Source organism: Novosphingobium sp. HNCC26DJ243, from assembly GCF_057180545.1.
In genome coordinates, this window is the sequence record NZ_JBXUGN010000004.1 from 150171 (window position 1) to 172177 (window position 22007).

The 22007-nt window shown below is 67.2% G+C and carries 16 protein-coding genes; 8 read left to right on the top strand and 8 right to left on the bottom strand.

The features are described 5' to 3' along the window. Both AC2A04_RS13260 and AC2A04_RS13265 read right to left on the bottom strand, forming a co-directional pair. Complete coding sequence (locus AC2A04_RS13260) at positions 1-1800, bottom strand: IlvD/Edd family dehydratase (protein WP_484212824.1); 1800 nt, start codon at positions 1798-1800, stop codon at positions 1-3. 47 nt (positions 1801-1847) lie between these two features. Then, positions 1848-3005: an aldose epimerase family protein gene (locus tag AC2A04_RS13265; RefSeq protein WP_484213007.1), complete on the bottom strand. Its 1158-nt coding sequence runs from the start codon at positions 3003-3005 to the stop codon at positions 1848-1850. Positions 3006-3157: 152 nt separating this feature from the next. Here AC2A04_RS13265 and AC2A04_RS13270 point away from each other — a divergent pair, with 152 nt between their 5' ends. Continuing rightward, a complete protein-coding gene (locus tag AC2A04_RS13270; protein WP_484212825.1) occupies positions 3158-4456 on the top strand; it encodes a sugar MFS transporter in 1299 nt (432 codons plus the stop codon). Between the two features lie 25 nt (positions 4457-4481). Here the strand turns inward: AC2A04_RS13270 and AC2A04_RS13275 are convergent, their stop codons facing one another. After that, a complete protein-coding gene (locus AC2A04_RS13275) occupies positions 4482-5210 on the bottom strand; it encodes a FadR/GntR family transcriptional regulator (protein WP_484213008.1) in 729 nt (242 codons plus the stop codon). Positions 5211-5441: 231 nt separating this feature from the next. Between AC2A04_RS13275 and araD1 the strand changes: the two genes are divergently transcribed. Together araD1 and AC2A04_RS13285 are read left to right on the top strand one after the other, a co-directional pair. Then, entirely contained in the window at positions 5442-6440 is a 999-nt protein-coding gene (gene araD1, locus AC2A04_RS13280) for an AraD1 family protein (protein WP_484212826.1), read from the top strand. 3 nt (positions 6441-6443) lie between these two features. Next, the gene (locus tag AC2A04_RS13285; protein WP_484212827.1) at positions 6444-7370 is read left to right on the top strand and encodes a Gfo/Idh/MocA family protein; all 927 of its coding nucleotides are present in this window, start codon (positions 6444-6446) and stop codon (positions 7368-7370) included. Positions 7371-7377: 7 nt separating this feature from the next. Here the strand turns inward: AC2A04_RS13285 and AC2A04_RS13290 are convergent, their stop codons facing one another. Continuing rightward, positions 7378-8877: a sensor histidine kinase gene (locus tag AC2A04_RS13290; protein WP_484212828.1), complete on the bottom strand. Its 1500-nt coding sequence runs from the start codon at positions 8875-8877 to the stop codon at positions 7378-7380. Between the two features lie 119 nt (positions 8878-8996). Here AC2A04_RS13290 and AC2A04_RS13295 point away from each other — a divergent pair, with 119 nt between their 5' ends. The 3 genes from AC2A04_RS13295 (at position 8997) to AC2A04_RS13305 (ending at position 13644) form a co-directional block, all read left to right on the top strand. Continuing rightward, entirely contained in the window at positions 8997-11120 is a 2124-nt protein-coding gene (locus AC2A04_RS13295; RefSeq protein ID WP_484212829.1) for an ATP-binding protein, read from the top strand. Next, a complete protein-coding gene (locus AC2A04_RS13300; RefSeq protein ID WP_484212830.1) occupies positions 11120-12787 on the top strand; it encodes an EAL domain-containing protein in 1668 nt (555 codons plus the stop codon). Before AC2A04_RS13295 ends, AC2A04_RS13300 begins: the two co-directional genes overlap by 1 nt. Before the next feature lie 92 nt (positions 12788-12879). Next, positions 12880-13644 carry an SDR family oxidoreductase gene (locus AC2A04_RS13305; RefSeq protein ID WP_484212831.1) on the top strand — a complete coding sequence of 255 codons (765 nt, stop codon included), beginning with the start codon at positions 12880-12882 and terminating at the stop codon, positions 13642-13644. 3 nt (positions 13645-13647) lie between these two features. Here AC2A04_RS13305 and AC2A04_RS13310 read toward each other — a convergent pair whose 3' ends face one another. Next, positions 13648-14241 (bottom strand): rhodanese-like domain-containing protein, encoded by a 594-nt coding sequence (locus tag AC2A04_RS13310; protein WP_484212832.1) that lies wholly within the window; start codon positions 14239-14241, stop codon positions 13648-13650. An 83-nt stretch (positions 14242-14324) separates the two neighbouring features. Between AC2A04_RS13310 and AC2A04_RS13315 the strand changes: the two genes are divergently transcribed. After that, positions 14325-15083 carry a quinoprotein dehydrogenase-associated SoxYZ-like carrier gene (locus AC2A04_RS13315; RefSeq protein WP_484212833.1) on the top strand — a complete coding sequence of 253 codons (759 nt, stop codon included), beginning with the start codon at positions 14325-14327 and terminating at the stop codon, positions 15081-15083. After that, complete coding sequence (locus AC2A04_RS13320; protein WP_484212834.1) at positions 15080-16036, top strand: quinoprotein relay system zinc metallohydrolase 1; 957 nt, start codon at positions 15080-15082, stop codon at positions 16034-16036. Before AC2A04_RS13315 ends, AC2A04_RS13320 begins: the two co-directional genes overlap by 4 nt. Here AC2A04_RS13320 and AC2A04_RS13325 read toward each other — a convergent pair. The 3 genes from AC2A04_RS13325 to AC2A04_RS13335 all read right to left on the bottom strand — a co-directional run bounded on the left by AC2A04_RS13325 (position 16020) and on the right by AC2A04_RS13335 (position 21836). Continuing rightward, on the bottom strand, positions 16020-18272 hold the full coding sequence (locus AC2A04_RS13325) for a TonB-dependent receptor (protein WP_484212835.1): 2253 nt from the start codon (positions 18270-18272) through the stop codon (positions 16020-16022). The two genes, AC2A04_RS13320 and AC2A04_RS13325, sit on opposite strands and share 17 nt — an antisense overlap. Before the next feature lie 4 nt (positions 18273-18276). Then, positions 18277-20286, bottom strand: a complete 2010-nt coding sequence (locus AC2A04_RS13330) for a TonB-dependent receptor plug domain-containing protein (RefSeq protein WP_484212836.1) — start codon at positions 20284-20286, stop codon at positions 18277-18279. Positions 20287-20435: 149 nt separating this feature from the next. Continuing rightward, positions 20436-21836 carry a porin gene (locus AC2A04_RS13335; RefSeq protein ID WP_484212837.1) on the bottom strand — a complete coding sequence of 467 codons (1401 nt, stop codon included), beginning with the start codon at positions 21834-21836 and terminating at the stop codon, positions 20436-20438. Between the last annotated feature and the right edge of the window lie 171 nt (positions 21837-22007).

Below are 22007 nucleotides of genomic sequence, written 5' to 3' on the forward strand. Positions count from 1 at the left end.
TTAGTGATTGTCGCGCGGGAGGCCGCGGGTCTGCGCGATGCGCTGGTATTTCTCCGCGCCTTCCAGAATCGCGCCGGTCGATAGCTGGCCCACCACCGCGCGCTGGATCTCCTGCCACGGTGTCTGCGATGCAGGATAGGGATAGCCGCCCGCCGCTTCCAGCGCGGCGCGGCGCCCGGCGAGGTCTGCCTCGGGGATCAGCACATCGACGCGGCCCTTGCGCAAGTCGAGCCGCACGCGGTCTCCGGTCTTGAGCAAGGCCAAACCGCCCATTGCCGCAGCCTCCGGGCTGGCATTGAGGATCGAGGGGCTCCCGCTCGTGCCCGACTGGCGCCCGTCGCCGATGCAAGGCAGCGCGCTCACGCCTTCGGTGATGAGGTAGGCCGGCGGGCGCATGTTCACCACTTCTGCCGCACCCGGATAACCGATCGGCCCCGCACCGCGCATGAACAGCAGCGTCTGCGGCGTGATGCCCAGCGCCGGATCGTCGATGCGGTGATGATAGTCCTCCGGCCCATCGAACACCACGGCGGGGCCTTCGAAGGCTTCGGGATCGTCGGGGTTGGACAGATAGCGCGCGCGGAATTCCGGGCTGATCACGCTGGTCTTCATGATCGCGGCATCGAACAGGTTGCCCGTCAGCACGAGGAAGCCCGCCTCGTCGAGCAGCGGCTGCGCGAAGGGACGGATCACGCGCTCGTCCTCGATTGCCACGCCCCGGCAGTTCTCGCCCATCGTCCTGCCGTTGACGGTCATCGCGCCTTCGGCAATCAGCCCCTGCCCGATCAGCTGCGCTACCACTGCAGGCACGCCGCCCGCGCGGTAATAGTCCTCGCCCAGATACTCGCCCGCCGGCTGCAGGTTCACCAGCAGCGGCACCTTGTGGCCCCTATCCTGCCAGTCGCTCAGCGGAAGGTCGACGCCCACATGCCGCGCGATCGCGGCCAGATGGATCGGCGCATTGGTCGATCCGCCGATCGCGGAATTGACGACGATGGCGTTGTGAAAGGCATCCAGCGTCATGATATCCGAGGGCTTGAGGTCCTCGTGCACCATCCCCACGATGCGCTTGCCGGTGTGGTAGGCGCATTCCTGGCGGTCGCGATAGGGCGCGGGGATCGCCGCCGATCCCGGCAGCATCATGCCCAGCGCCTCGGCCAGGCTGTTCATCGTGCTCGCCGTGCCCATAGTGTTGCAGTAGCCGGTCGAAGGCGCGGAACTGGCGACCAGCTTGATGAAGCCGTCGGCGTCGAGTTCGCCCCTCGCCATCATCTCGCGGCCCTTCCACACGATCGTGCCAGAGCCGGTGCGCTCGCCCTTGTGCCAGCCGTTGAGCATCGGCCCGACCGACAAGGCGATTGCCGGGATGTTGACCGTGGCGGCCGCCATCAGCAACGCGGGCGTGGTCTTGTCGCACCCGGTGGTCAGCACCACGCCATCGATCGGATAGCCATAGAGCGCCTCGACCAGCCCGAGATAGGCAAGGTTCCGGTCCAGCCCCGCCGTCGGGCGCTTGCCCGTCTCCTGGATCGGGTGGACCGGAAATTCGAGCGCGATGCCACCTGCCTCGCGGATACCCTCGCGCACGCGCTCGGCCAGCACGATGTGGTGGCGATTGCACGGGGAAAGATCGCTGCCGGTCTGCGCGATGCCGATGATCGGCTTGCCCGACCGCAGCTCCTCGAGGCTCAACCCGAAGTTGAGATAGCGCTCGAGATAGAGCGAGGTCATGTCGATGTTGTCGGGATTGTCAAACCAGGCGCGCGAACGCAGCTTGGGGCTTGTGGGCTTGTCGGTCATTGCAGCTTTCGCCTGAAGGAAATCCGGGGCTCAGGAAACGCAAGGGGTCAGCGCGAGGTCGTCACGCGGTAGATCATCACATGGCGGTAGGGCTTGCCCGGATCGACCCGCGCCGAAACGAACGCGGGCTGATTGGGCGCATCGGGAAACTTCTGCGGTTCGAGCGCGATGCCGTCGCCCATGCGATAGACATGGCCGTTCTTGCCCGTCAGCGTCCCGTCAAGGAAATTGCCGGAGTAGAACTGGATGCCCGGCTCGGTCGTCAGCACCTCCAGCACACGGCCCGACGCCTCGTCCTCCAGCCGCGCCGCCAGTTGCGGCTGCGCCGTCACGCCCTTGTCGAGCGCGAAATTGTGGTCATAGCCGCGCCCGATCGCGATCTGCGCGTCGCGCCCGTCGCGCAGGCCATCGGCCACGCGCCGCCCTTGCCGGAAATCGAACACCGTGCCTTCGACCGCGCGCAGCTCGCCTGTCGGGATCAGCCCTGCATCCACCGGGGTATAGGCCGAGGCGGGGATGGTCAGCTTCTGCGCCATCGCGCCGCCGGGCGAACCCTCGCCCGCCATGTTGAAGATCGCATGGTTGGTCAGGTTGACCACGGTCGGCCTGTCGGTCGATGCCTCGAACGCGATCGTCAGGCTACCGCTTTCATCGAGCGAATAGGTGACCTGCGTGGTCAGCGTGCCGGGATAACCGGAATCGCCATCGGGGCTGACATGCGCCAGCACCACGCTCGCCACAGCGCCGGACTTTACCGCGACCACTTTCCAGGCCTGCTTGTCGAAACCGCTGGTCCCGCCATGAAGGCTGTTGGCGCCGTTGTTGAGCGGCAACTGAAAGGTCTTGCCGTCCAGCGTGAAGCGGCCACCGGCGATGCGGTTGGCATAGCGCCCCACCGTCACGCCGAAATAGTTGGGATGATCGACGTAACCCGTCAGGCTGTCATAGCCGAGCAGGACATCGGCAACCTGCCCGTCGCGCCCCGGCACCATCAGCGATTGCAGCGTCGCGCCATAGCTGAGGATGCGCGCGGAAACGCCGTTCGCCGCCTTGAGCGTGATTGCCGAAACGGCCGTGCCATCGGCCAATGCGCCCGCGCGCTCCTGCAAGGCCTCTACCGCATGGGCAGACGAGGGAGCAGAGAGGGGCACGAGCACCGCGCTGGCCAGCGCCAGGGCCGCCGCCGTGTTCGGCCCGTCCTTCATCCCCATGCCGCTGTCCCCATGCCCTGACCTTTCGCCGCAGCCTCGCCCATTGACGCAGGCGCGCCGCATATATAGTCCGACAAATGGAGAGTGTGCAAGCCGGTTTGCCCCGCAGCAATCACAGGCGCAAAACAGAGAGGAACGGTCCAGCCATGCCGCCAGTGGTTTCATCGCACGGCACCGCCGTCCCGCAGGTTGGTCCTGTCCGTTACGGGCCGGCGCTCACCCTGCTGGCCAGCCTGTTCTTCATGTGGGGCTTCATCACGGTCATCAACAACACGCTCCTGCCGCATCTGCGCAGCGTGTTCGACCTCAACTACACCCAGACAACGCTGATCGAATCGGTGTGGTTCATCGCCTATTTCTTCGCCTCGATCCCCTCAGCCAAGCTGATCGAGCGGGTCGGCTACCAGAAGTCGCTGGTGATCGGCCTGCTCGTCATGGCAGCCGGGGCGCTCGGCATGACGCTTGCCGCCTCGATCGTGTCCTATGCGGTGACGCTGGTCATGTTGTTCGTGATCGCCAGCGGCATCACGCTGCTGCAGGTCGCGGCCAACCCCTATGTCGCGGTCGTCGGCACGCCCGAAACCGCGTCCTCGCGGCTCAATCTGGTCCAGGCGTTCAACTCGGCGGGCACCATGCTCGCGCCGCTGTTCGGCGCCTATCTCATCCTTGGCCGGTCCAAGGGCGGCACTGCGTCTGCCGACACCGTGCTGACCCAGGCCGAACGCCTTGCCGATGCGCAGTCGGTGATCCTGCCCTATGGCCTTGTCGCCGGCGTGCTCGTGGTGCTTGCACTGGTCATCGCGCGCTTTCCCCTGCCCGCGATGGGCTCGGCCACCCGCCGCCTCGCCCGCGAGGAGCGCGCGCAACTCTCGCTGTGGAAGCACCGCAATCTCGTGTTCGGCATCCCGGCGATCTTCATCTACCTGATTGCCGAGATCGGCGTCGCCAATCTCTTCGTCAACTTCGTCAGCCAGCCAGACATCGCCAACCTCACGCACGAACATGCGGGCCGCTATCTCACTTTCCTGTGGGCAGGCATGATGGTCGGCCGCTTCCTCGGCTCGGCGATCATGCAGAAAGTCGATGCGTCCACAGTCCTTGCCGCCTTCTCGATCGGCGCCTTCGTGGTCATGCTAGTCACGGTCTTCACCACCGGCCCGGTCGCGATGTGGTCACTTATCCTCGTCGGGCTGTTCCACTCGATCATGTTTCCCACGATCTTCACGCTCGGCATCCGCGGCCTCGGCCCGTTGACCGAGGAAGGCTCGGGCCTGCTGATCATGGCGATCGCGGGGGGCGCGCTGGTCTTCGTCCAGGGCTGGCTGGCCGATGCCTACGGGCTGCAGGCCTCGTTCCTGCTGACTGCGGCCTGCGAACTCTACGTGCTGTTCTACGCGGTGTGGGGTTCGCGCCCGACCGGTCCGCAGGCCGATCCCGCCGCCTGACACAAAGGGGCGGCAGGTGGCAGGATCAGCCCTCGGCCGCCGATCCCATCGCGGCGCGCGTATCGTCGAGCGCCAGTTGCACCAGCACGCCCATCGCCTCGGCCGCCGCCTGCGCATCGCCTGCGGCAATGGCATCGAAGACCAGTGCGTGATCGGGAATGGGATTGCGCGGCAACCCGTGGGAGCGCTGCTTGAAGCGCGTCGTCCAATGCACCGCCGCGCCGATGCTCGCGCTCAGCACCACCATCGCCTGATTGCCCGTGGCGCGCAGGATGGCATCGTGGAAATCGCGGTCGGCGGCCCGGCCTGCCTCGGTCGTCAGCGTGTGGCGGCGCATCGCGGCCAGGGCATCGCGCATGATCCGCACGTCGTCCTTGCTGCGGCGCTCCGCCGCCAGCCGCGCCGCCGCCGGCTCGATGATCGCGCGCAGCTCGAACAGATCGCGCACGAAGCCGACGTCGGGCTCGCCCGAAAAGGCCCAGGCCAGGACTTCGGGATCAAGCAGGTTCCAGCGCTCGCGCGGCAGCACCCGCGTCCCCGCCTTGGGCCGGCTGGCGACAATGCCCTTGGCGGTCAGCACCTGGATCGCCTCGCGATAGGCGCTGCGCGAAACCTGAAGCTCCTCGGCAAAAACCACCTCGCCCGGCAGCACGTCCCCCGGCTGGTACTCGCCCGAAAGGATCGCGGTCCCCAGCTTGTGCGCCAGCGCGCCATGCAACCGGCGTCCAGGTCCACGCGCCGCGCCGCCCTTCACTTCGAGGGCCTTTCCATCTGCCTGCGGGCTGTCTGCCTCGGGCGACACCTGTTTGTCCGCGGATTCCAAGATTGCCACGATCCTCCTGCACTCCGTCTACCAGCGCCGCCCCCGCCGCGAAATGCCTAACTAACACGAATGTTGCGTTTCGGGGGTAAGATCAATATGTCGGAGTAAATCGTGTCCCACTCCTTCGCGCGCGGGCACGCACCTCACGGGAGTTCCTGCACCATGGCCCTTCGCCTTCTCCAGCACCGCGCCGACGATGGCACGCGGTCGGTCGTCCTGGCCGAGGGGGCAGGCGCCAGAATGCTGACCGGCGTTGCCACCACGCGCGACCTTGCCGCACGGGCCATTGCCCAGGGGGAATGCCTTGCCACGGTCGCGCGTGCCTGCGCGCAAGGTGCGGCCATGGATCTGGCCGCCGAACTCGCCGCGGGGCGTTTCCTCGCCCCGATCGACCATGAAGATCCGTCCCATCTTCTGCTCTCGGGCACGGGCCTCACCCACCTTGGCTCGGCCGAAGGGCGCGACAAGATGCACCGCGAGGCGGCCGCCGCCAGCCACAAGACCGATTCCATGCGCATGTTCCTCGAGGGGCTCGAAGGCGGCAAGCCTCCTGCGGGCGAAGTCGGCCAGCAGCCCGAATGGTTCTACAAGGGCGACGGCTCGCAACTGGTCGGCCCGGAGCAGCCGCTCGCCATGCCCGCCTTCGCGCAGGACGGCGGCGAGGAGCCCGAACTGGCCGGGGTCTACCTGATCGCGCCCGATGGCACGCCCTGCCGCCTCGGCTTTGCGCTCGCCAACGAGTTCTCCGACCACGTGGTGGAGCGGCACAACTACCTCTGGCTCGCCCATTCCAAGTTGCGCCGCGCCGCACTCGGCCCCGAACTGCTGATCGACGAGACGCCGACCGACCTTCGCGGCACCGTGCGCATCGTCCGCGATGGCGCGACGCTCTGGGAAAAGCCGTTTCTCTCGGGCGAGGACAACATGAGCCATTCGCTCGCCAATCTCGAGCATCACCACTTCAAGTACGATCTGTTCCGCCGGCCGGGCGATGTCCACGTCCACTTCTTCGGCACCGCCACGCTATCCTTCACCGATGGCGTGCAGACGCAAGTAGGCGACGTGTTCGAGATCGAGGCCGCGCCCTTCACCCTGCCCTTGCGCAACCCGCTGGCCCGCGCCGAGGGGACGGGCGCTGCCCTCGCCGTCAGGGTGCTCTGAACCATGGACCCGATCCGCATCGCGGTCGTCGGCCTCGGTAAGATCGCGCGCGACCAGCACCTGCCCGCCATTGCCGGCAGCGCCGCTTTCACCCTGGCCGCCACGGTCAACCCGCATGATCCGGGGCTGGAGAGCGTGCCCCATTTCGAAAGCCTCGCCGATCTGTTGGCGAAAGGCCCGGCCGTCGACGCGGTGGCGCTCTGTACCCCGCCGCAGGTCCGCCACGATCTGGCCGCGACGACGCTGGCACGCGGCATCCATGTCCTGCTCGAAAAGCCGCCGGGCGCGACCCTTGCCGAAGTTGCCGCGCTGCAGGGCCAGGCCGAAACCACCAGCGCCACGCTTTTTGCCGCGTGGCATTCACGCTATGCCGCCGGCGTCGATGCCGCGCAGGCCTGGCTGGCCGAGCGCGCCATCCGGCGCGTCGAGATCATCTGGCGCGAGGACGTGCGCGTCTGGCATCCGGGGCAGGACTGGATCTGGGAGCCGGGCGGCCTCGGCGTGTTCGATCCGGGGATCAATGCGCTCTCGATCGCCACGCACATCCTGCCGCAGCCCTTCTTCCTCACCGACGCGCGGCTCGAACTGCCCGCCAACCGCGCCGCGCCGATCGCTGCCGTGATGACCTTCCGCGACACCTGCGGAGCCGCGATCCATATGGACCTCGATTGGCGCCAGACCGGCCCGCAAAGCTGGGATATCGTGGTCGAAACCGACGCCGGAACGCTGCGCCTTGCCGAAGGCGGCGCGGTGCTTTCGCTACCCGATGGCATCCGCCATGGCGCCGACCGCGAATATCCGGCGCTCTATGCGCACTTTGCCGGGCTCATCCATCAGGGGCGCAGCGATGTCGATGTCGCCCCGCTGCGGCTCGTCGCCGACGCCTTCCTGCGCGGCCGGCGCGAAACGACCGAACCATTCCTCGATTGAAACCGCTCTAACGCACCGGGAAGCTGAGCGTGAAGGTCGAGCCCTTGCCTTCCTCGCTGCGCACGGCAACCTTGCCGCCGTGCATCTCGGTGTAGAACTTCACCGCGCTCAGCCCGATGCCCGTGCCCTTGGTGCCCAGCGCATTGCGCGAACGGAAGAACCGCGTGAACAGCCGCTTGAAGTCGGCCCCCGGCACGCCGATGCCGTGATCGGTCACTGAAAGCTCCACTCGCCTGCCCCGTCGCACGCATTTCACCCCGATCGGTCCGCCGAAGGGCGAATACTTGACCGCGTTGGAAAGCAGGTTGTCGAGCGAGCGCTCGATCAGCCCGGCGTCGAGCGCGAGGACCGGCACCTCGCCCGTCTCGATCGTGAACACCCGGTCGACATGCAGCGTTCGCTGGTTCGCCACTGCCTTTTCGACAAGCAGGCGCAAGTCCACCGGCTCGGGCTGGAAAGCCACGCGACCCTCCGCGATAGAGGTCCAGCCCAGCGTGCGGTCGACCGCCTGAACCATGCGCCGCGCCGTCGCGCGGATCGCCTCGGCCCGCTCGGCCACGACGCTGCCCTTTTCGCCTCCGACCCTCTCCGCCAGCCGCGCGATCCTCCGCGCTGCGCCGTCGATGATCGTCAGCGGCGTGCGGAAATCGTGGCTCGTCACCGAAAGGAACAGGCGCTGCGTCTCGGTCACCGCCTTTTCGCGCGCGAGCGCCTTGTGCAGCCGCTGCTCCATCCGGAATGCGCGCGTCACGTCCTGTTGCGAAACCATCAGCGAGAGCCGCCCGGTCACCGGATCGGCCACTCTGCGCAGCGTCACGTGGTGCATGCGATAGGCCTTGCCTGCCATGCGCAGCGTGCCTTGCGCGGTACCCTTGGCCAGCGCCTTGGCCCGCAGCGCGGCGATTTCGCCCGAATTGGCAAACAGCGCGGCGAACCCGTCAAGATGCGGCAGGTTGGGAACGCCCAGCCGGCTCACCAACGTCTCGGCCGCCGGATTGTGCATCAGCCACTGCCCGGTCTCGGTGACCAGCGAGATCATCAGCGGCGACTGGCGCACCGCTTCGATCGCACGCAGCTCGTAGGGAAAATCGGTGGGCGTACCGCCGCCCGGCCGGTTGTCGTCCGCGCCCGCGTCGACAAGCATTCCGATGCTCCCGTCCGCCAGCCGCACGCCCGACAGGCGACAATCGCGCTGGCAGGGCAGTCCATCGGGGTAGAACGTCCAGCGCTCCTGCCGGGTCTCGCCCAGCGCCAGCGCGCGCCGCAGGTTGTCGAGCCTCTCGATCGTGCCCAGCGCCAGCGGCACGAAATCGCGCGCCAGCAATGCCTCGACCGACGCCGCGCGCCAGAAGGCCAGCGCTGCGCGATTTGCCCACCTGATCCGCTGCCCCGCAAAATCGTAGACCCACAAGGGTCGGTCGATCAGCGCAAGCAGCTCCAGCGCCTCGCCGTGGCCGGGAGGGAGAGGCGCAAGGGCCGCGTCTGCGGGATGGCGCAGGGTACTCATGGTGTTTTCCGCTACGTCCCCAAAACCCATATTTAGCGATTTCTTACGATATCCGGACGTCCCACGAACGCAGGTGCCCGGTGCCTTCAAGTCCCAACGATGCCAGTTCTACCAGGCAGGTGCCTCTGGCCCGCTGGCTTGGCGCGTCCTACTTGCGCACCGCCGTGATCCCGCTCTGCCTAATCGAGCTGGGTTTCCTTGCCAGTTACTACGCAACGGGTAATTTCACTTATCATCGCAATGTCGAGACGGTCAGCAAGCTCTCGCAGGATTACCTGGTCGACATCGCCACGCGCGAGGCCGCCAACATCGAGGCCACGCTTTCGGGCGTCGAAGGCCTCGCGCGCGTCTTTGCCGACGAGACCGGCGAGGCTCTGGCAACGCCCGCAGCGGTAAAGCCCTCGGAAAAGGCCCGCTACCGGCTCGGCGCGGATGGCGCGCTGCGCACCACGCGCGGCGGAAGGGACGACACCGCCAGCTTCTACAGCGGCATTCAACCGGTCGGCGGGAAAGAGATGGACAAGGTCTGGCGCACAGTGCGGCTCGACCACACGATGCGCCACCTCAAGGCGGCCTCGCCGCTGGTGCAGCAGGTCTATCTCAACACCTGGGACAGCTACAACCGCATCTACCCCTACTTCGACGTGACCCGGCAATATGCGCCGAAAATGAACATCCCCTCGTACAACTTCTATTACGAGGCCGACGCGAGGCACAACCCGCAGCGCCGCGTCGTCTGGACCGATGCCTATGTCGATCCTGCCGGAAGCGGATGGATGGTCTCGGCGATCGCCCCGGTCTACGGACCGGACAAGCTCGAAGCCGTCGTCGGCATGGACCTTACCGTCGATACGGTGATCGACCGCATCCTCGCACTCGACCTGCCCTGGCAGGGCTATGCCATGCTGGTGGGCCGCGATGGCACGATCCTCGCCCTGCCGCCCAAGGCCGGGAACGACCTCGGCATCGCGGAGCTGAAGGACCACTCCTACGAAGAGGCGATCCATTCCGATACGTTCAAGCCCGCCAATTTCAGCATCGCACGCCGGCAAGGGCTCGAAGGCCTGGCCAACGCCGTCGCCAGCGGACGCACCGCGGTCAACAGCTTCACCGTGGGCGGGCGCGAGATGCTTGCCGCCAACGTCCGCGTCGAGGGTCCGGGCTGGACGCTCGTCCTGCTTGCCCCTGCCGAAAACATCCTTGCCGATGCCAACGCGCTCCACGACCAGCTGGTCAAGGTCGGGCTCTACATGCTCGCCATCCTCGTCGCCTTCTACGCTGCGTTCTTTGTCTTCCTGCTGTGGCGCGCCCGCGCGATGAGCCGCCGCGTCGCCCGTCCCTTGCGCGCGGTCGAGAAGGTCATGACCCAGATCGGCGCCGGAGATTACGAACACGAGGCCCCGCGCTTTGGCGTCAGCGAGATCGACAGCCTTGCCGACCGTCTTGTCGGCATGGGTCGCAAGCTCGGCTCGGCGCATCGCCTGATCGTCGAACAGGAAGAGGAAATGCGCCGCGCGCTCGACAGCGAACGCCGAGTCACCAGCGGCCAGCGCCGCTTCATCAATATCCTGAGCCACGAATTCCGCACCCCGCTGACCGTGATCGACAGCTCGGGCCAGATCCTGCGCCGCCGCGCCGCGCGCCTGACCGAGGAAACCGTGGTGGAACGTTCGGACATGATCCGCCGCGCCGCCGCGCGCATCGGCGACGTCATGGAAAGCGCGATGCAGCTCATCCGCATGGAAGACGGCCAGACCACCTGCAAGCCCGCGCCCGTGGCGCTCGGCCGCCTCGTGCGCGAGGCCGTCGCCTCGGCCTGCGGTGCGCGCGAGGTCGAGGTCGCGTTGCCCGAAGGGGCCGAGACGACCTCGGTCTTCGTCGATCGCGCGCTCGTCCACAGCGCGCTTGCCGCGATCATCGAGAACGCCTGCCGCTACACGCCCGAACCCGGCCGCGTGACGGTCTCGGCCGCGCTTGGCGGCGACAGGGCGACGATCACCGTCGCCGACGAAGGCCCCGGCATCCCGCCCGACGACCTGCCCCGTGTGCAGGAGCGCTTCTATCGCGGCGCGAACAGCACCGCCGTCCCCGGCGCCGGAACCGGCCTCTACCTTGCCACCACCCTGCTCGACGCCAACGGCGGCTTGCTCGACATCCGCTCGACTCCGGGCAGCGGCACGATCGTCACCGCCAGCCTGCCGCTTGCCTGCGCCACCGTTACCGAACTCTGGGAGACCGCCTGATGTCCGCCTATTCGCCGGACCAGTTCCGCATCCTGTGTATCGAGGACGAACCCGAGATCCTGCGCGACATCGCCGAGGAACTGGCCGACCATGGCTTCACCGTCGGGCAGGCGCCCAATGCCGAAGCCGCGCTGCCGCTGATCGATGCCGGTCATCCGCACCTGATCCTGTGCGACATGCAGATGCCGGGCATGAACGGCATCCAGTTGCTCGAACGGCTGCGCGCGCGCGACGACGACCTTGCGCATGTCCCCTTCGTCTTCCTCACCGCATTCGACGATCGCCAGACCGTGATCGAGGGGCGCAAGGCTGGCGCGGACGATTACCTCGTCAAGCCCGTCGACTATGACCTGCTGATCGCGGCGGTCGAAACCCACTTGCGCAACGTGGCCCAGCGCGAGGCCGCGACGCGCAACGCCGCCATGCCGGCCGCTGCCCCCCTCATTGCCGGTCGGGCCGAACTGCTCGACCATATGGAAGCTGCAGGCGAAGGCCAGGCCGTTGCGGTCATCAAGATCGACACCCAGCCCGAACTTGCCCGCCGGTTCGACAGCGAGAACGGCGCGCACCTCAATCGCATCGTCATGCGCCTTGCCCGCCGCAGCGGCATGACCGCGTTCCGCCTGCACAGCCATGCATGGGCAACCACGGCTGCCGACCTGCCGCGCCTGCGCAAGGCGCTCGAACCCCTGATCCGGCTTGATCTGCGCGATCGCTGGGCGATCGGCAAATCATCGGCACGCATCGCGCTCTCGATTGTCGCGGCGCAGATCCGGGCTGACGAACCGTGCGAGGCCCTGCTCGACCGTATGAAGGATTCGGCGCGCCTGCTCCAGCGCGATGGCGGCGCGCGTCTGCTTGCGCTCGACGGACCCGAGCTGTCCGAAATGCGCCTTGCCAATTCGATCCGTTCCGAACTGGTCAATGCGATCGAACAGGGCCAGCTCCACATCCACTTCCAGCCCAAGGTCAACGCCGAGACCGGCCTTCCGCGCTCCGCCGAGGTGCTGGTGCGATGGGAAAGCCCGCTGCTCGGGCGGCTCTCGCCCGCTCATTTCATCCCCGTGGTCGAACGTGCCGGGCTGCTCTCGCACGTGACCGACTGGGTGCTGAGCGAAGCCGCCCGCGCCCAGGTCGCCCTCACCCGCAATAGCCTGCCCGCGCGGCTCGCGGTCAACATCGGCGCGTCCGAATTCACCCCCGACCTGCCCGACCGCATCGCGCGGATCTTTGCTGAACACGGCGCGAACGAAAGCCTGCTCGAGGTCGAAGTGACCGAAACCTCGGTCCTGACCGATCCCGCAAGCGCCGACGGAATCGTCCAGGCACTTCATGCACGCGGCATCGCGGTAGCGCTTGACGATTTCGGCACCGGTTATTCCAGTCTCGCGCACCTGCAGACTTGCGCGGTCGACACGATCAAGATCGATCGCAGCTTTGTCACCCGCGTTGCCGAATCCGGGCCCGACCAGAAGATCGTGCTCGGCATCATCGGCCTTGCCCGGATGCTCGGCATGGAAACCGTGGCCGAGGGCGTCGAACTGGAATCCCAGCGCACCTGGCTCACGGCCAATGCCTGTGACACGTTGCAGGGCTACATCATCTCGCGCCCCGTGCGGTTCGAGGATTACTGCGCCTTGCTGCGAGGCTGGCCCCGCGCGGCCTGACAGCATTTGCACAAGCACCGAAACCGGAAGCGCAGTCCGCCCGTTACCCTTGCCACAGTCCCCGCCGCTCACGGCGCGGCAAGGAGAACACGATGGCCACGCCCGCAGACCTGTCCGACGCCCATACCGCCCGTCCTGATCTGAAGGGCCGCCGTGCCATCGTCACCGGCGGCACCACCGGCATCGGCCGCGCCATTGCGGTGCTGCTGGCCGCCAGCGGGGTGAAGGTGTTCATCTGCGGCCGCGACGAACAGCACCTGGCCGACGCGCTCGCGCGCATCAACGAAGTGGGCTGCGCAGACGGCATCGCCATCGATGTCACCCATCCCGACCAGCTCCACCGCTTCTTCGCCGCGGCCGACGCGTTCCTTGGCGGGCTGGACATCGCGGTGGTCAATGCGGCCGTGCCCGCGCAAACGCCGATGGGGGTCAACGAGACCGAACTGCGCTACCAGATCGAGGCCGATTTCACTGCCTATATCGTCACTGCGCGCGAGGCCGCGCATCGCATGAAGGCAGGCTCGGACATCGTGCTGATCGGCTCGATGTCGGCGGTGTCGACGGGCAAGGGCAGTTCTGTCTACGTCGCGGCCAAAAGCGGCGTAGAGGGCTTTGCCCGCGCCTTCCGTGCCGAACTTGCCGAAAAGGACATCAAGGTCGGCCTGATCGAACCCGGCTTTACCGGTGCCGATTTCCAGTACCCCGAATATCCGCCCGAGGCGCAGCGCGAGGCGATCAACGCCGATCGGATGCTCCGCGCCGAGGACATCGCCGTCGCCGCCCACTTCATGCTCGCCCAGCCGCGCCGCACCGCCGTCTCGCTGATGCGGGTCGAACCAAGGCTCGAACACGGCTGACGGCTAAGGCGCGTCCGGCACCGCAACCGGGCGCGCGTCGACCAGCGGCCTGCCACGTGCGTTCCAGCCATCGATGCCCTCGGACAGCCAGTAGACACGGGCAACGCCGCCGCGCGCCAGCCGCCGGGCCGCGTTCCAGCCCATCCAGCAATCGGCGCGGCAGAACAGCACCACCGGCAGGCGCGGCCGGCTCTTGCGCGCCGTCGCCACTGCGCGCTCCACCCCGCGCCACAGTGCGGGTTCAGGCGCGGCGCGGCCGGTCTCGGGGTGCCATTGCGCGCCCGGAATCGTGGCATGGGGCTGGCTCAGCCGCCACACGCCCGTCAGGCTATCGCGAAATCCGCCCTCGACCGGCAAGACATCGACGAACAGCGCTTCTCCCTGCGCATGCCAGCGCAGCGCCCTGTCCAGCGCAATCCGGCGCGCAGGGGCAGGCAGACGATCAACCGGCGCACGATAACGCGTGGCGCGATAGCCCTGAGCATCGAAATCACCCTCGACTGCTGCCGCTGGCGTCCGGTCCTGACCCGCGCTCGCCATCGGGAGCGCCGCGCCCAGCAGTGCCAGCACCAGCCATCTTCCGCGTGCGCGCCCCATGCCTCGCCCTTTCCCGATTGGTCCTTGGTCCAATATGCGCACGACTTACCGCGTTCTATATTGGCCTTTGGGAGAATGCGCCGATGATCCGCCTGATGGCCCCTGCAATTCTGCTTGCCGCGCCCTCGCTCGCGCTGGCAGCACCCTTGCCCGCCGATCCGCTCGGCTCCCCCATGTGGGAATTCCACGCCCAGCGCCTGTTCGGCAGCGCGCCCGTGGAGTTCGACAGCCGCGTTGCCGTCCACATGCCCGAGATCGCCGAGAACCAGCGCGTCTTTCCCGTGACGGTCGATGCCCGCGCCCTGCCCGATGTGCGGCGCATCGTGCTTTACGCCGATCTCAACCCGATTCCGGTCGCGGTGGACTATGCCCCCACCGCCGCTGCAGCGTACCTCTCCACCCGCATCAAACTTGACCAGCGCACTCCGGTGCGCGCCGCCGTGCTCACCGCCGATGGCACCTGGCATCTGGGCGGCGGCTGGATCGATGCTGCTGGCGGCGGCTGCTCGGCCCCTCCCGTCAGCCGCGTCAAGGGCGATTGGGCAGATCACCTTGGCGAAACCCGCGCCGCCGCCTTTGGCGAATCCGGCGGGCTGACACGCCTGCGCATGACCTTCCGCCACCCGATGGACACCGGGTTGGTCGAGAACATCGCCGCCTATAACATCGAACGCCTCACGATCCGCGCCGCTGACGGCACCCCGCTGGGCCAGATGCAGGTCAACGGCTCGGTCTCCGAAGACCCTGCCTTCACCGTGCTGGTGCAGGACAGGAACGGCCCGATCACCTTCTCGGCCACCGACAGCGCAGGTCTGGTCTTCGCAGGCGCCGCCAGCCTGTGAATCTCTCGCGCCGTTGCCTGCTCGGCACAGGCCTTGCCCTTCCCGCCGCAGCACTGGCCGAACAGTTCGCCGGCACCTATCGCCCGCGCGCCGATGTGGTTGCCGATGGTGTCTGGCTGGTGCGCGGCGCAGACGAGCCGATCGCCTTTGCCAACGGTGGCGCCATCGCCAATACCGCTATCATCGCGACCGACAATGGCCCCGTCCTGTTCGACGCCGGCGTCAGCATGGCGCACGGCCAGGCGCTCGGCCAACTCGCCAAAAGCCTCACCGGCAAGGCGGTCGCGCGCGTGTTCATCAGCCACCTCCACCCCGATCACGCAATGGGCGCGGCTGCGTTCGATCCCGCTATCGTCCACGCCCTGCCTGCCACCCGCGCCGATCTCGAACGCGATGGCGAAGGCTTTTCAGATGCGATGTATCGCCTGCTCGCAGACTGGATGAAGAACACGCACGTCGTCCTGCCCCAGGGCGACATCGCGCAAGGCACGCTCACCATCGGCAACCGCCCCTTGCGCCTGCTCGCGCTCAAGGGCCATTCGGGCGGTGATCTTGCCCTGCTGGACGAACGCACCGGCACGCTGATCGCAGGCGACCTCGTCTTTCACGACCGCGCGCCGTCCACCCCTCATGCCGACCTTGCCGCCTGGCGCAGCTCGCTCGATGCGCTGGCCGCGCTGGCGCACCGCCAGCTCATCCCCGGCCACGGCCCGCTCGACAACGGCACGGCGGCCATCGCCCAGACCCGCGACTGGCTCGACTGGCTGCAACAGATCCTGCGCGCCTCGGTCAGCGCGGGCCTCGACATGACCGAGGCAGGCGAGGTGCCCATCCCCCTACGCTTCGCCAGCCTCAAGGCCGCGCGATACGAACTCCAGCGTAGCGTCTCGCACTTCTACCCGCCGCTGGAGGCAGAGCTGCTGCCCAAAATCCAGTCTAGAACCGCGCCCTGATCGACACCGTCAACCGTCGCGGCGCGCCCGGTGCCAGCGCGCGCGGGTTCTGTGCCCCCGGCGCTTCGGCCAGATCGATGTCGTCCACTTCGGCAAATGTGCCGAACGTGGCATAGCGGCGATCGAACAGGTTGCGCACCTGCGCCACGATCTCGAACCTCTCGGACACCTTCACCCGCCCGTCCAGATCGAACACGGCATAGGCGCCGGTGCGCGGCCTGTCGTTGCCCTCGTCGCCGAACAGGAACTGGCCCGAGCGTCCCCGCATGGTCATGCCCGCGCCCCAACCGGCCCCCTCGCGCGCCAGCCGCAGGTCCACCGCATGGCGTGGCACACCCGGAAGCTGGTCGCCTGCCGCCACCGCAATCACGCCATCCTCGTCCGCCGAGGGGTTCTGCGGGCTCGACATGGCAAAGCCATCGCGGAATCGCGCGTCGGTAAAGGCGTAGCTCGCCGAGACGTGCAGCGCCCCCTGCCGCCACTGCGCCGAGGCTTCCACGCCCTGCCGTCGCGAATGGCCGAGATTGGCGAAATAGGCCCGCCCGCGAAACCGCGAGGCGATCATGCGGATATCGTCGCGCGTATCGGCCCGCCAGGCATTCACCCGCCAGTCGAACCTTTCGCCCTCGCCCGAAAGCCCCGCGTTCCAGTTGCGAGCGCGCACCTGTTTCAGGTGCGGATCGGCAATGAAGAAGTTCGCCAGCGTACACGGCGCTTCCGGGTCGGCACAGCTCAGCTCGGCGGGCGTCGGGTTGCGCGTGGTGATCGAGAAGCCCGCCGTCGCGTGGACCCTGCCGCCCAGCCGATAGTCGAATTCCACCGACGGATTGAACGCGTCGAACGTGTGGGAACCATCGAGCGCCGTCCCGATGCGATCATCCAAACCCACGCGATTGTGCGAGGCGCGCACCCCCGCCTCGACCGAAAGCGCGCGCGTCAGCGGCAGTTCCATGCTGGCAAAGGCGGCAATGTCGGACACGGTGGACCCCACGTCCACCGGCGAAACTGACCCGCCTGCCGAGATCAGCGGCAAGTGCAGCGGGGTTACCGAACGGTCTTCCTCAAGTTCCCCCAGTTCACTCATCGCGCCAAAGTGCGTCGATGCATGCTCATAGGAAAGCCCCAGCGCAATGCGGCGCGGCCCTCTGGTGGTCTCGCGCTCGTCGAGCCATTGCAGCGTCCCGCCCCAGGCACGGGTCTGCTCCTCGCCGCGGTTGAACACCGCCGGTTCCTCGTCGCCCCCGGCAACGCGGGCTCCGTTCGAAAGCAGCGCTTCGCCGTAACCCTCGTCCTCGTCGCCCACGCACAACAACGTGGCATCGTCGTCACATGCACCGAAGTCGGCCAGATCACCATTGGCGCTGCGCCTGATCAGATCCTGCAGATAGCCGCGCAGTTCCACCCGGCCATGTTCGCCCGCTTCCACCCACGGCGCTGCCACCAGCCGCACGAAGCGCGTGTCCGTCGTATCGGGCCGGGTGAACACCGCATGCCAATCGGCATCGAGCAGTTCCACAGGCGCCACGCCATTGCCGGTCAGCGATGTCGAGGCACCGAGCAGGGAAAGCTCCAGCCCCCAGCCCTCCCCCTTGTGCCGTCCCTTGGCGAGACCGCGATAGAGCCGCGAAGGACTCGCCACGCGCCAGCCCGGCTCGTCGCGAAAATCGCCCAGCAGCAGCAGATCGCCCGCATCGTCCGCCAGCCCGAGCGAAACCGTGCCGCCCTTGCTGCCTTCGCTGTCGAGATCGAAACTGGCGCGCAGGCCGGAAAGGCTCGTACCATCCCCGGTCTGGAGGATCAGCGATCCCGCCAGCGCATTGCGCCCCAGCACCGGATTGGCCTCGTTGACTTGTGCCGAAACCAGCGCCGCATCGGGCAGCAGGTCGAGCAGCACGACATCGCCGAAAGGCTGATTGAAGCGCACCCCGTCGAGATAGACCGCCAGCCCCTGCTCCGCTCCCTGCAGCGCCGAGACCGAGAATCCGCGCCAGTTTATCGCCGCCTGCCAGGCATTGCCGCTCGCCTCGGCCAGCGTCAGCCCCGGCACGCTGCGTTCCAGCGCGCGGGCAAGGTCCGGCCTTCCTGAAGCATCGAGGCCCGCAAGATCGAGCCCGCGCGCCTCGTCCATATCGATCATCCCGCCAGGCGCGGTGACGACAATCTCCCCCGCGTCCTGCGCCACGGCAGGAGAGGCAGAAGCCATCGCTACGCCGATCAGGACACGCGCCGGCTTCATGCGATCACATCGCGAAGCGCAGGCCGGCCCAGAGCGTGCGCGGCGAACCCAGGTCGATCGATCCGCCCGAATTGCGCGTGACAATATCCTTGTCGAACAGGTTTTCGCCACGCAGCACGAGGCTCGCTCCACCCGCCAGCGGCACCATCACGAAAGCATCGAGCGTGGTCGCGGCGGGCAGGCTGTCCTGCTCGAGATCGTCCTCGAACTGCTGGCCGACATGGCGCAGTGTTGCCGCCACCTGCCAGCCATCGGCCGGCGCGATCCCCAGTGTTGCCGAAGCCGAAAAGCGCGGTGTCTGCGCCGGTCGCTTGCCGGTCAGCACCGATGCCGCACCGTTGCGCAGTTCGGCATCGGTCCAGGCGAGCGATCCATCGAAGCGGACGGGTCCGCGCTCCAGATGCGCCGCCGCCTCGATTCCCCGCGCGCGGATCTGGTCGACGTTCTGGCGCTGGCGCAAGTTGGTGCCGATGGTCACGTTGGCGATGGCGTCCTCGATGCGGTTGTCGAAACCGGTCACCGAAAGCCGCACGCCCGCAGCAGGCGTCAGGTCGATGCCCGCCTCATAGCCCTTCTGCGTCTCGTTGCGCAGGGTGGCATTGGCCTGCGTCGTCACCGGGAACACCGTGAACGGGCGGTACAGTTCGTTGAGCGTCGGCTGGCGCAGGCCCGAATAGGCCGCCGCCCGCAGCGCGATGGCATCGCCTGCATGGAACACGGCCCCGCCGCGCCACGTCACTGTCCAGTCGGACTGGTCGGCATAGGTCGTCCGGCTCGTCAACAGGCCTGCGTTGTTGCTAACCTCGAAGAAGCCGTCGGCAATCGTCGTGCGATCGGCGCGCAGGCCTCCGGTCACCACCACCGGCCCCAGCGTGAGGTCGTTCTCGGCATAAAACCCAAGGTCGGTATTGACCCCGCCCGCCTTGCGCCGCGCGGTGACGGCACCGGTCACGCCGCTGATCGCGTTTTCCTTCATCGTGCCCGAAGCGCGCCGCCAGTCGACGCCAAGGCGCAGCACGTCGTTCCCGCCGACCGGGGGACGCAGCTCGAACTTGCCGCCCAGACCCTGCGCGGGCGTGTCGTACTGGTCCAGCGTAGGCTTGAAGCTCGCCGCCGAGACGACGATGTTGGTGAAGTTGCGCGCCTGGACATAGCCGATGGCATCGAACTGCCATTCGCCCCGGCCCACAAGGCGCAAGCTCGCGTCCTGCCCCTCGCTTGACGTATTCGCGCCCTTGAAGCGGAGCACGCGGTCGTCGCGAAATACCAGGGTGCGCGCCTGCAACTCGACCGTGTCGGACAGCGGCGCGACGACACGCAGCGATGTCGACCACGATTCATACTTCGCCCGCACGCTGGCGGCGCTGCGCTGCGCCTCGGGCGTGGTGAAGAAGCCCTTGCCCCGGTCCCACCGGCCCGAAAGCACGGCAAACCCCTGCCCCAGCCTTGGCGCGATCGAGGCGCTCGCCTCGGTCTCGCCCCGCTGGCTGACCAGCGCCTGCGCGTTGAACAGGCCCAGGGTCTCGGGCCCTGCGCTCTCCAGCTCGATCGTGCCCGAAAGCGCGCCCGCGCCGAACGGACCCGACCCGCCGCCGCGAGTCACGCGTACGCTGCCCAGCGTCTCGGGCGCAATGGCCGACAAGGGAATATAGCCGAAGAACGGATCGGCCATAGGCACGCCGTCGAGCAGCACCAGCGCGCGGCTGGTGGCATTGCCGCCCAGCGCGCGCAGCGTCACGCCTTGCGCCGAGGGGTTGGAGGCGCGGCTGTCCGACCGGCGGAACTGCTGGAACCCGGCGACCGACGAGAGCACATCCTCGATCCGGCCCGAAGCCGAAGAGGTGATCGCCTCACGCTCGATTGCGACGGTGGAATAGGCCGGCGTTCCCGGGGTCTGTTCAAGCCCCGTGCCGATCACGACGATCGGCGCATCCTCGGCCATGGCAGGGGTTGCAAGCGCGCTGGCACAGGCAATCATCGCCAGAACGGCGAGGGAAGAATTGCGGTCAACCATGATCTGCGACTTTCACGATGACTTGGAATTGGAAGCGCCGGCGGCCCGAGAGCAGGATGGGCCGCCGGCGTAATAGCGAAGGCCGGCTCATTCCGGCTTTCGCAAGGTCTGGCAAGGGGGCAATTGCGTCCCCATTGTCATATTTCCTGTCAGAAGAACAGGATACCGCCCACGGCCACGGCGTCACTCTCGGCCTTGTTGCCCGAATGGGCGCGGGCTTTGGAATGGACGTACTCGCCGATCAGCGTGACCCAGCTGGTCAGGCCGTAGCGGACCTGGCCGACATAGCTCGAATTGACGTCGAGCAGGTTCGGATTGGCCACCGCGTCGGCCGCATTGGCATAGTCCAGATGGCTCTCGCCATAGCTGCCGCCGATCGAGATCTTGCCGAAGGTCGCCAGCGCCTGTGCGTAGAAGCCATGGCTGTCGCGGGTGTTGCCGTTGCCGTCGGTATCGAACAGGCCGAGCACGGTCGTGCCAAGGCCGCTGGCGGTGTAGTAGTAACCGGTCGCGGTGACCGGCCCGACCGTCAGCTTGGCGCCCGCATCGATGCCCTTGCCGGTGAAGCTGCCGCCACCCACTTCGTCGTGCTTCTGGCTTACGCCCGAAACCCACAGGCGCGCCGAAACGTCATCGCCGAACTTGCCGTCATAAGTGACCTTGCCCTGGAAGCCGGGCGCCGAGTTGCTCTGCGCTGGGCCGGTGAGCGAGGACAGCGGCTGGAACACCCCGACCGATGCCTGAAGCCCCGAGAACGATGGCGTCGTGTAAGTTATCTGCGGCTGGAAGTCGGTGTATATATAACCCACGCCGATGCGACCCAGCGTGGTGTTGCCGGGCGCGACATTGCCGCCGGGCGTGCCCGACGAAAGCAGCGTGATGTCGTTGAGGATCGCCTCGGAGGCAAACAGCCCGATGTCGCGGCCGATCTTGAACGTGCCGACGTTGGCCTTGCCGAAGGTCATGTAGGTCTGGCGGAAGTCGATGCCGGCGGTTGCCAGCGCAGTCGGCTGCCCGCCGTTGTTCGCGCCCAGCGCGCCGTATGCGGTCGAGTTGATGCCCGGATACATGCCGAAGGTCGCGCCCACGTCCCAGCCGGCCTGCTGCGTGGTCACCGCCACCTTGAGGAAGCCCGGCAGAAGACCGTTGCGGATCGCGCTCGAATTGTTGCTGCCGACGCTGGCGACGCCGCCGACCACGGCGGTCGTGGCCGAAGGCGTGTCCGGATTGTCATGGACATAGAATCCGTTGACCGAGCCCGAGAAGGTGATCGTCGCAGGCCCGACCTCAAGCCCGATGCCGCTGGCAGCCATGCGCACCATGCGGCTCGAATCGACCGATTCCGAAGCCTTGGTCATCGTGTCGCCCGAAGCGGCCGCCGGCGAAGGCCTGGCTTCCTCGGCCATCAGCTCGTTGTATTCCTCATCGGTGAGGATGCCCTTCTCGTGCAACCGCTTGAGCAGTTCGGGCGTGCCGGCCTGTGCGGGCGTTGCGGCCATGGCGAGAATCCCCATGGCGACCGAGGCGCAAAGCGCCTTCCTCGTGTTCATATCCATCCCCCTTCGTGAAGGTCTAAGCGTCGACTATCTCTGCGACTGAGGGGGACAATGCTGCGCACAAGAGCGCAGCGATATTGGACTTAGGACCTTGGACTTTGGGATGAGATGCACGCTCGGCGCGCGTGCCTTCTCAGGCTCAGGACGAACGGATCAGGGCTGGAT

Coding starts and splice junctions, on each gene's coding strand:
- araD1 (WP_484212826.1), top strand. CDS start 5,442: ATGGCCCTTCGCCTTCTCCAGCACCGCGCCGACGATGGCACGCGGTCG.
- AC2A04_RS13330 (WP_484212836.1), bottom strand. CDS start 20,286: ATGGTTGACCGCAATTCTTCCCTCGCCGTTCTGGCGATGATTGCCTGT.
- AC2A04_RS13300 (WP_484212830.1), top strand. CDS start 11,120: ATGTCCGCCTATTCGCCGGACCAGTTCCGCATCCTGTGTATCGAGGAC.
- AC2A04_RS13285 (WP_484212827.1), top strand. CDS start 6,444: ATGGACCCGATCCGCATCGCGGTCGTCGGCCTCGGTAAGATCGCGCGC.
- AC2A04_RS13310 (WP_484212832.1), bottom strand. CDS start 14,241: ATGGGGCGCGCACGCGGAAGATGGCTGGTGCTGGCACTGCTGGGCGCG.
- AC2A04_RS13335 (WP_484212837.1), bottom strand. CDS start 21,836: ATGAACACGAGGAAGGCGCTTTGCGCCTCGGTCGCCATGGGGATTCTC.
- AC2A04_RS13260 (WP_484212824.1), bottom strand. CDS start 1,800: ATGACCGACAAGCCCACAAGCCCCAAGCTGCGTTCGCGCGCCTGGTTT.
- AC2A04_RS13265 (WP_484213007.1), bottom strand. CDS start 3,005: ATGAAGGACGGGCCGAACACGGCGGCGGCCCTGGCGCTGGCCAGCGCG.
- AC2A04_RS13315 (WP_484212833.1), top strand. CDS start 14,325: ATGATCCGCCTGATGGCCCCTGCAATTCTGCTTGCCGCGCCCTCGCTC.
- AC2A04_RS13270 (WP_484212825.1), top strand. CDS start 3,158: ATGCCGCCAGTGGTTTCATCGCACGGCACCGCCGTCCCGCAGGTTGGT.
- AC2A04_RS13325 (WP_484212835.1), bottom strand. CDS start 18,272: ATGAAGCCGGCGCGTGTCCTGATCGGCGTAGCGATGGCTTCTGCCTCT.
- AC2A04_RS13290 (WP_484212828.1), bottom strand. CDS start 8,877: ATGAGTACCCTGCGCCATCCCGCAGACGCGGCCCTTGCGCCTCTCCCT.
- AC2A04_RS13305 (WP_484212831.1), top strand. CDS start 12,880: ATGGCCACGCCCGCAGACCTGTCCGACGCCCATACCGCCCGTCCTGAT.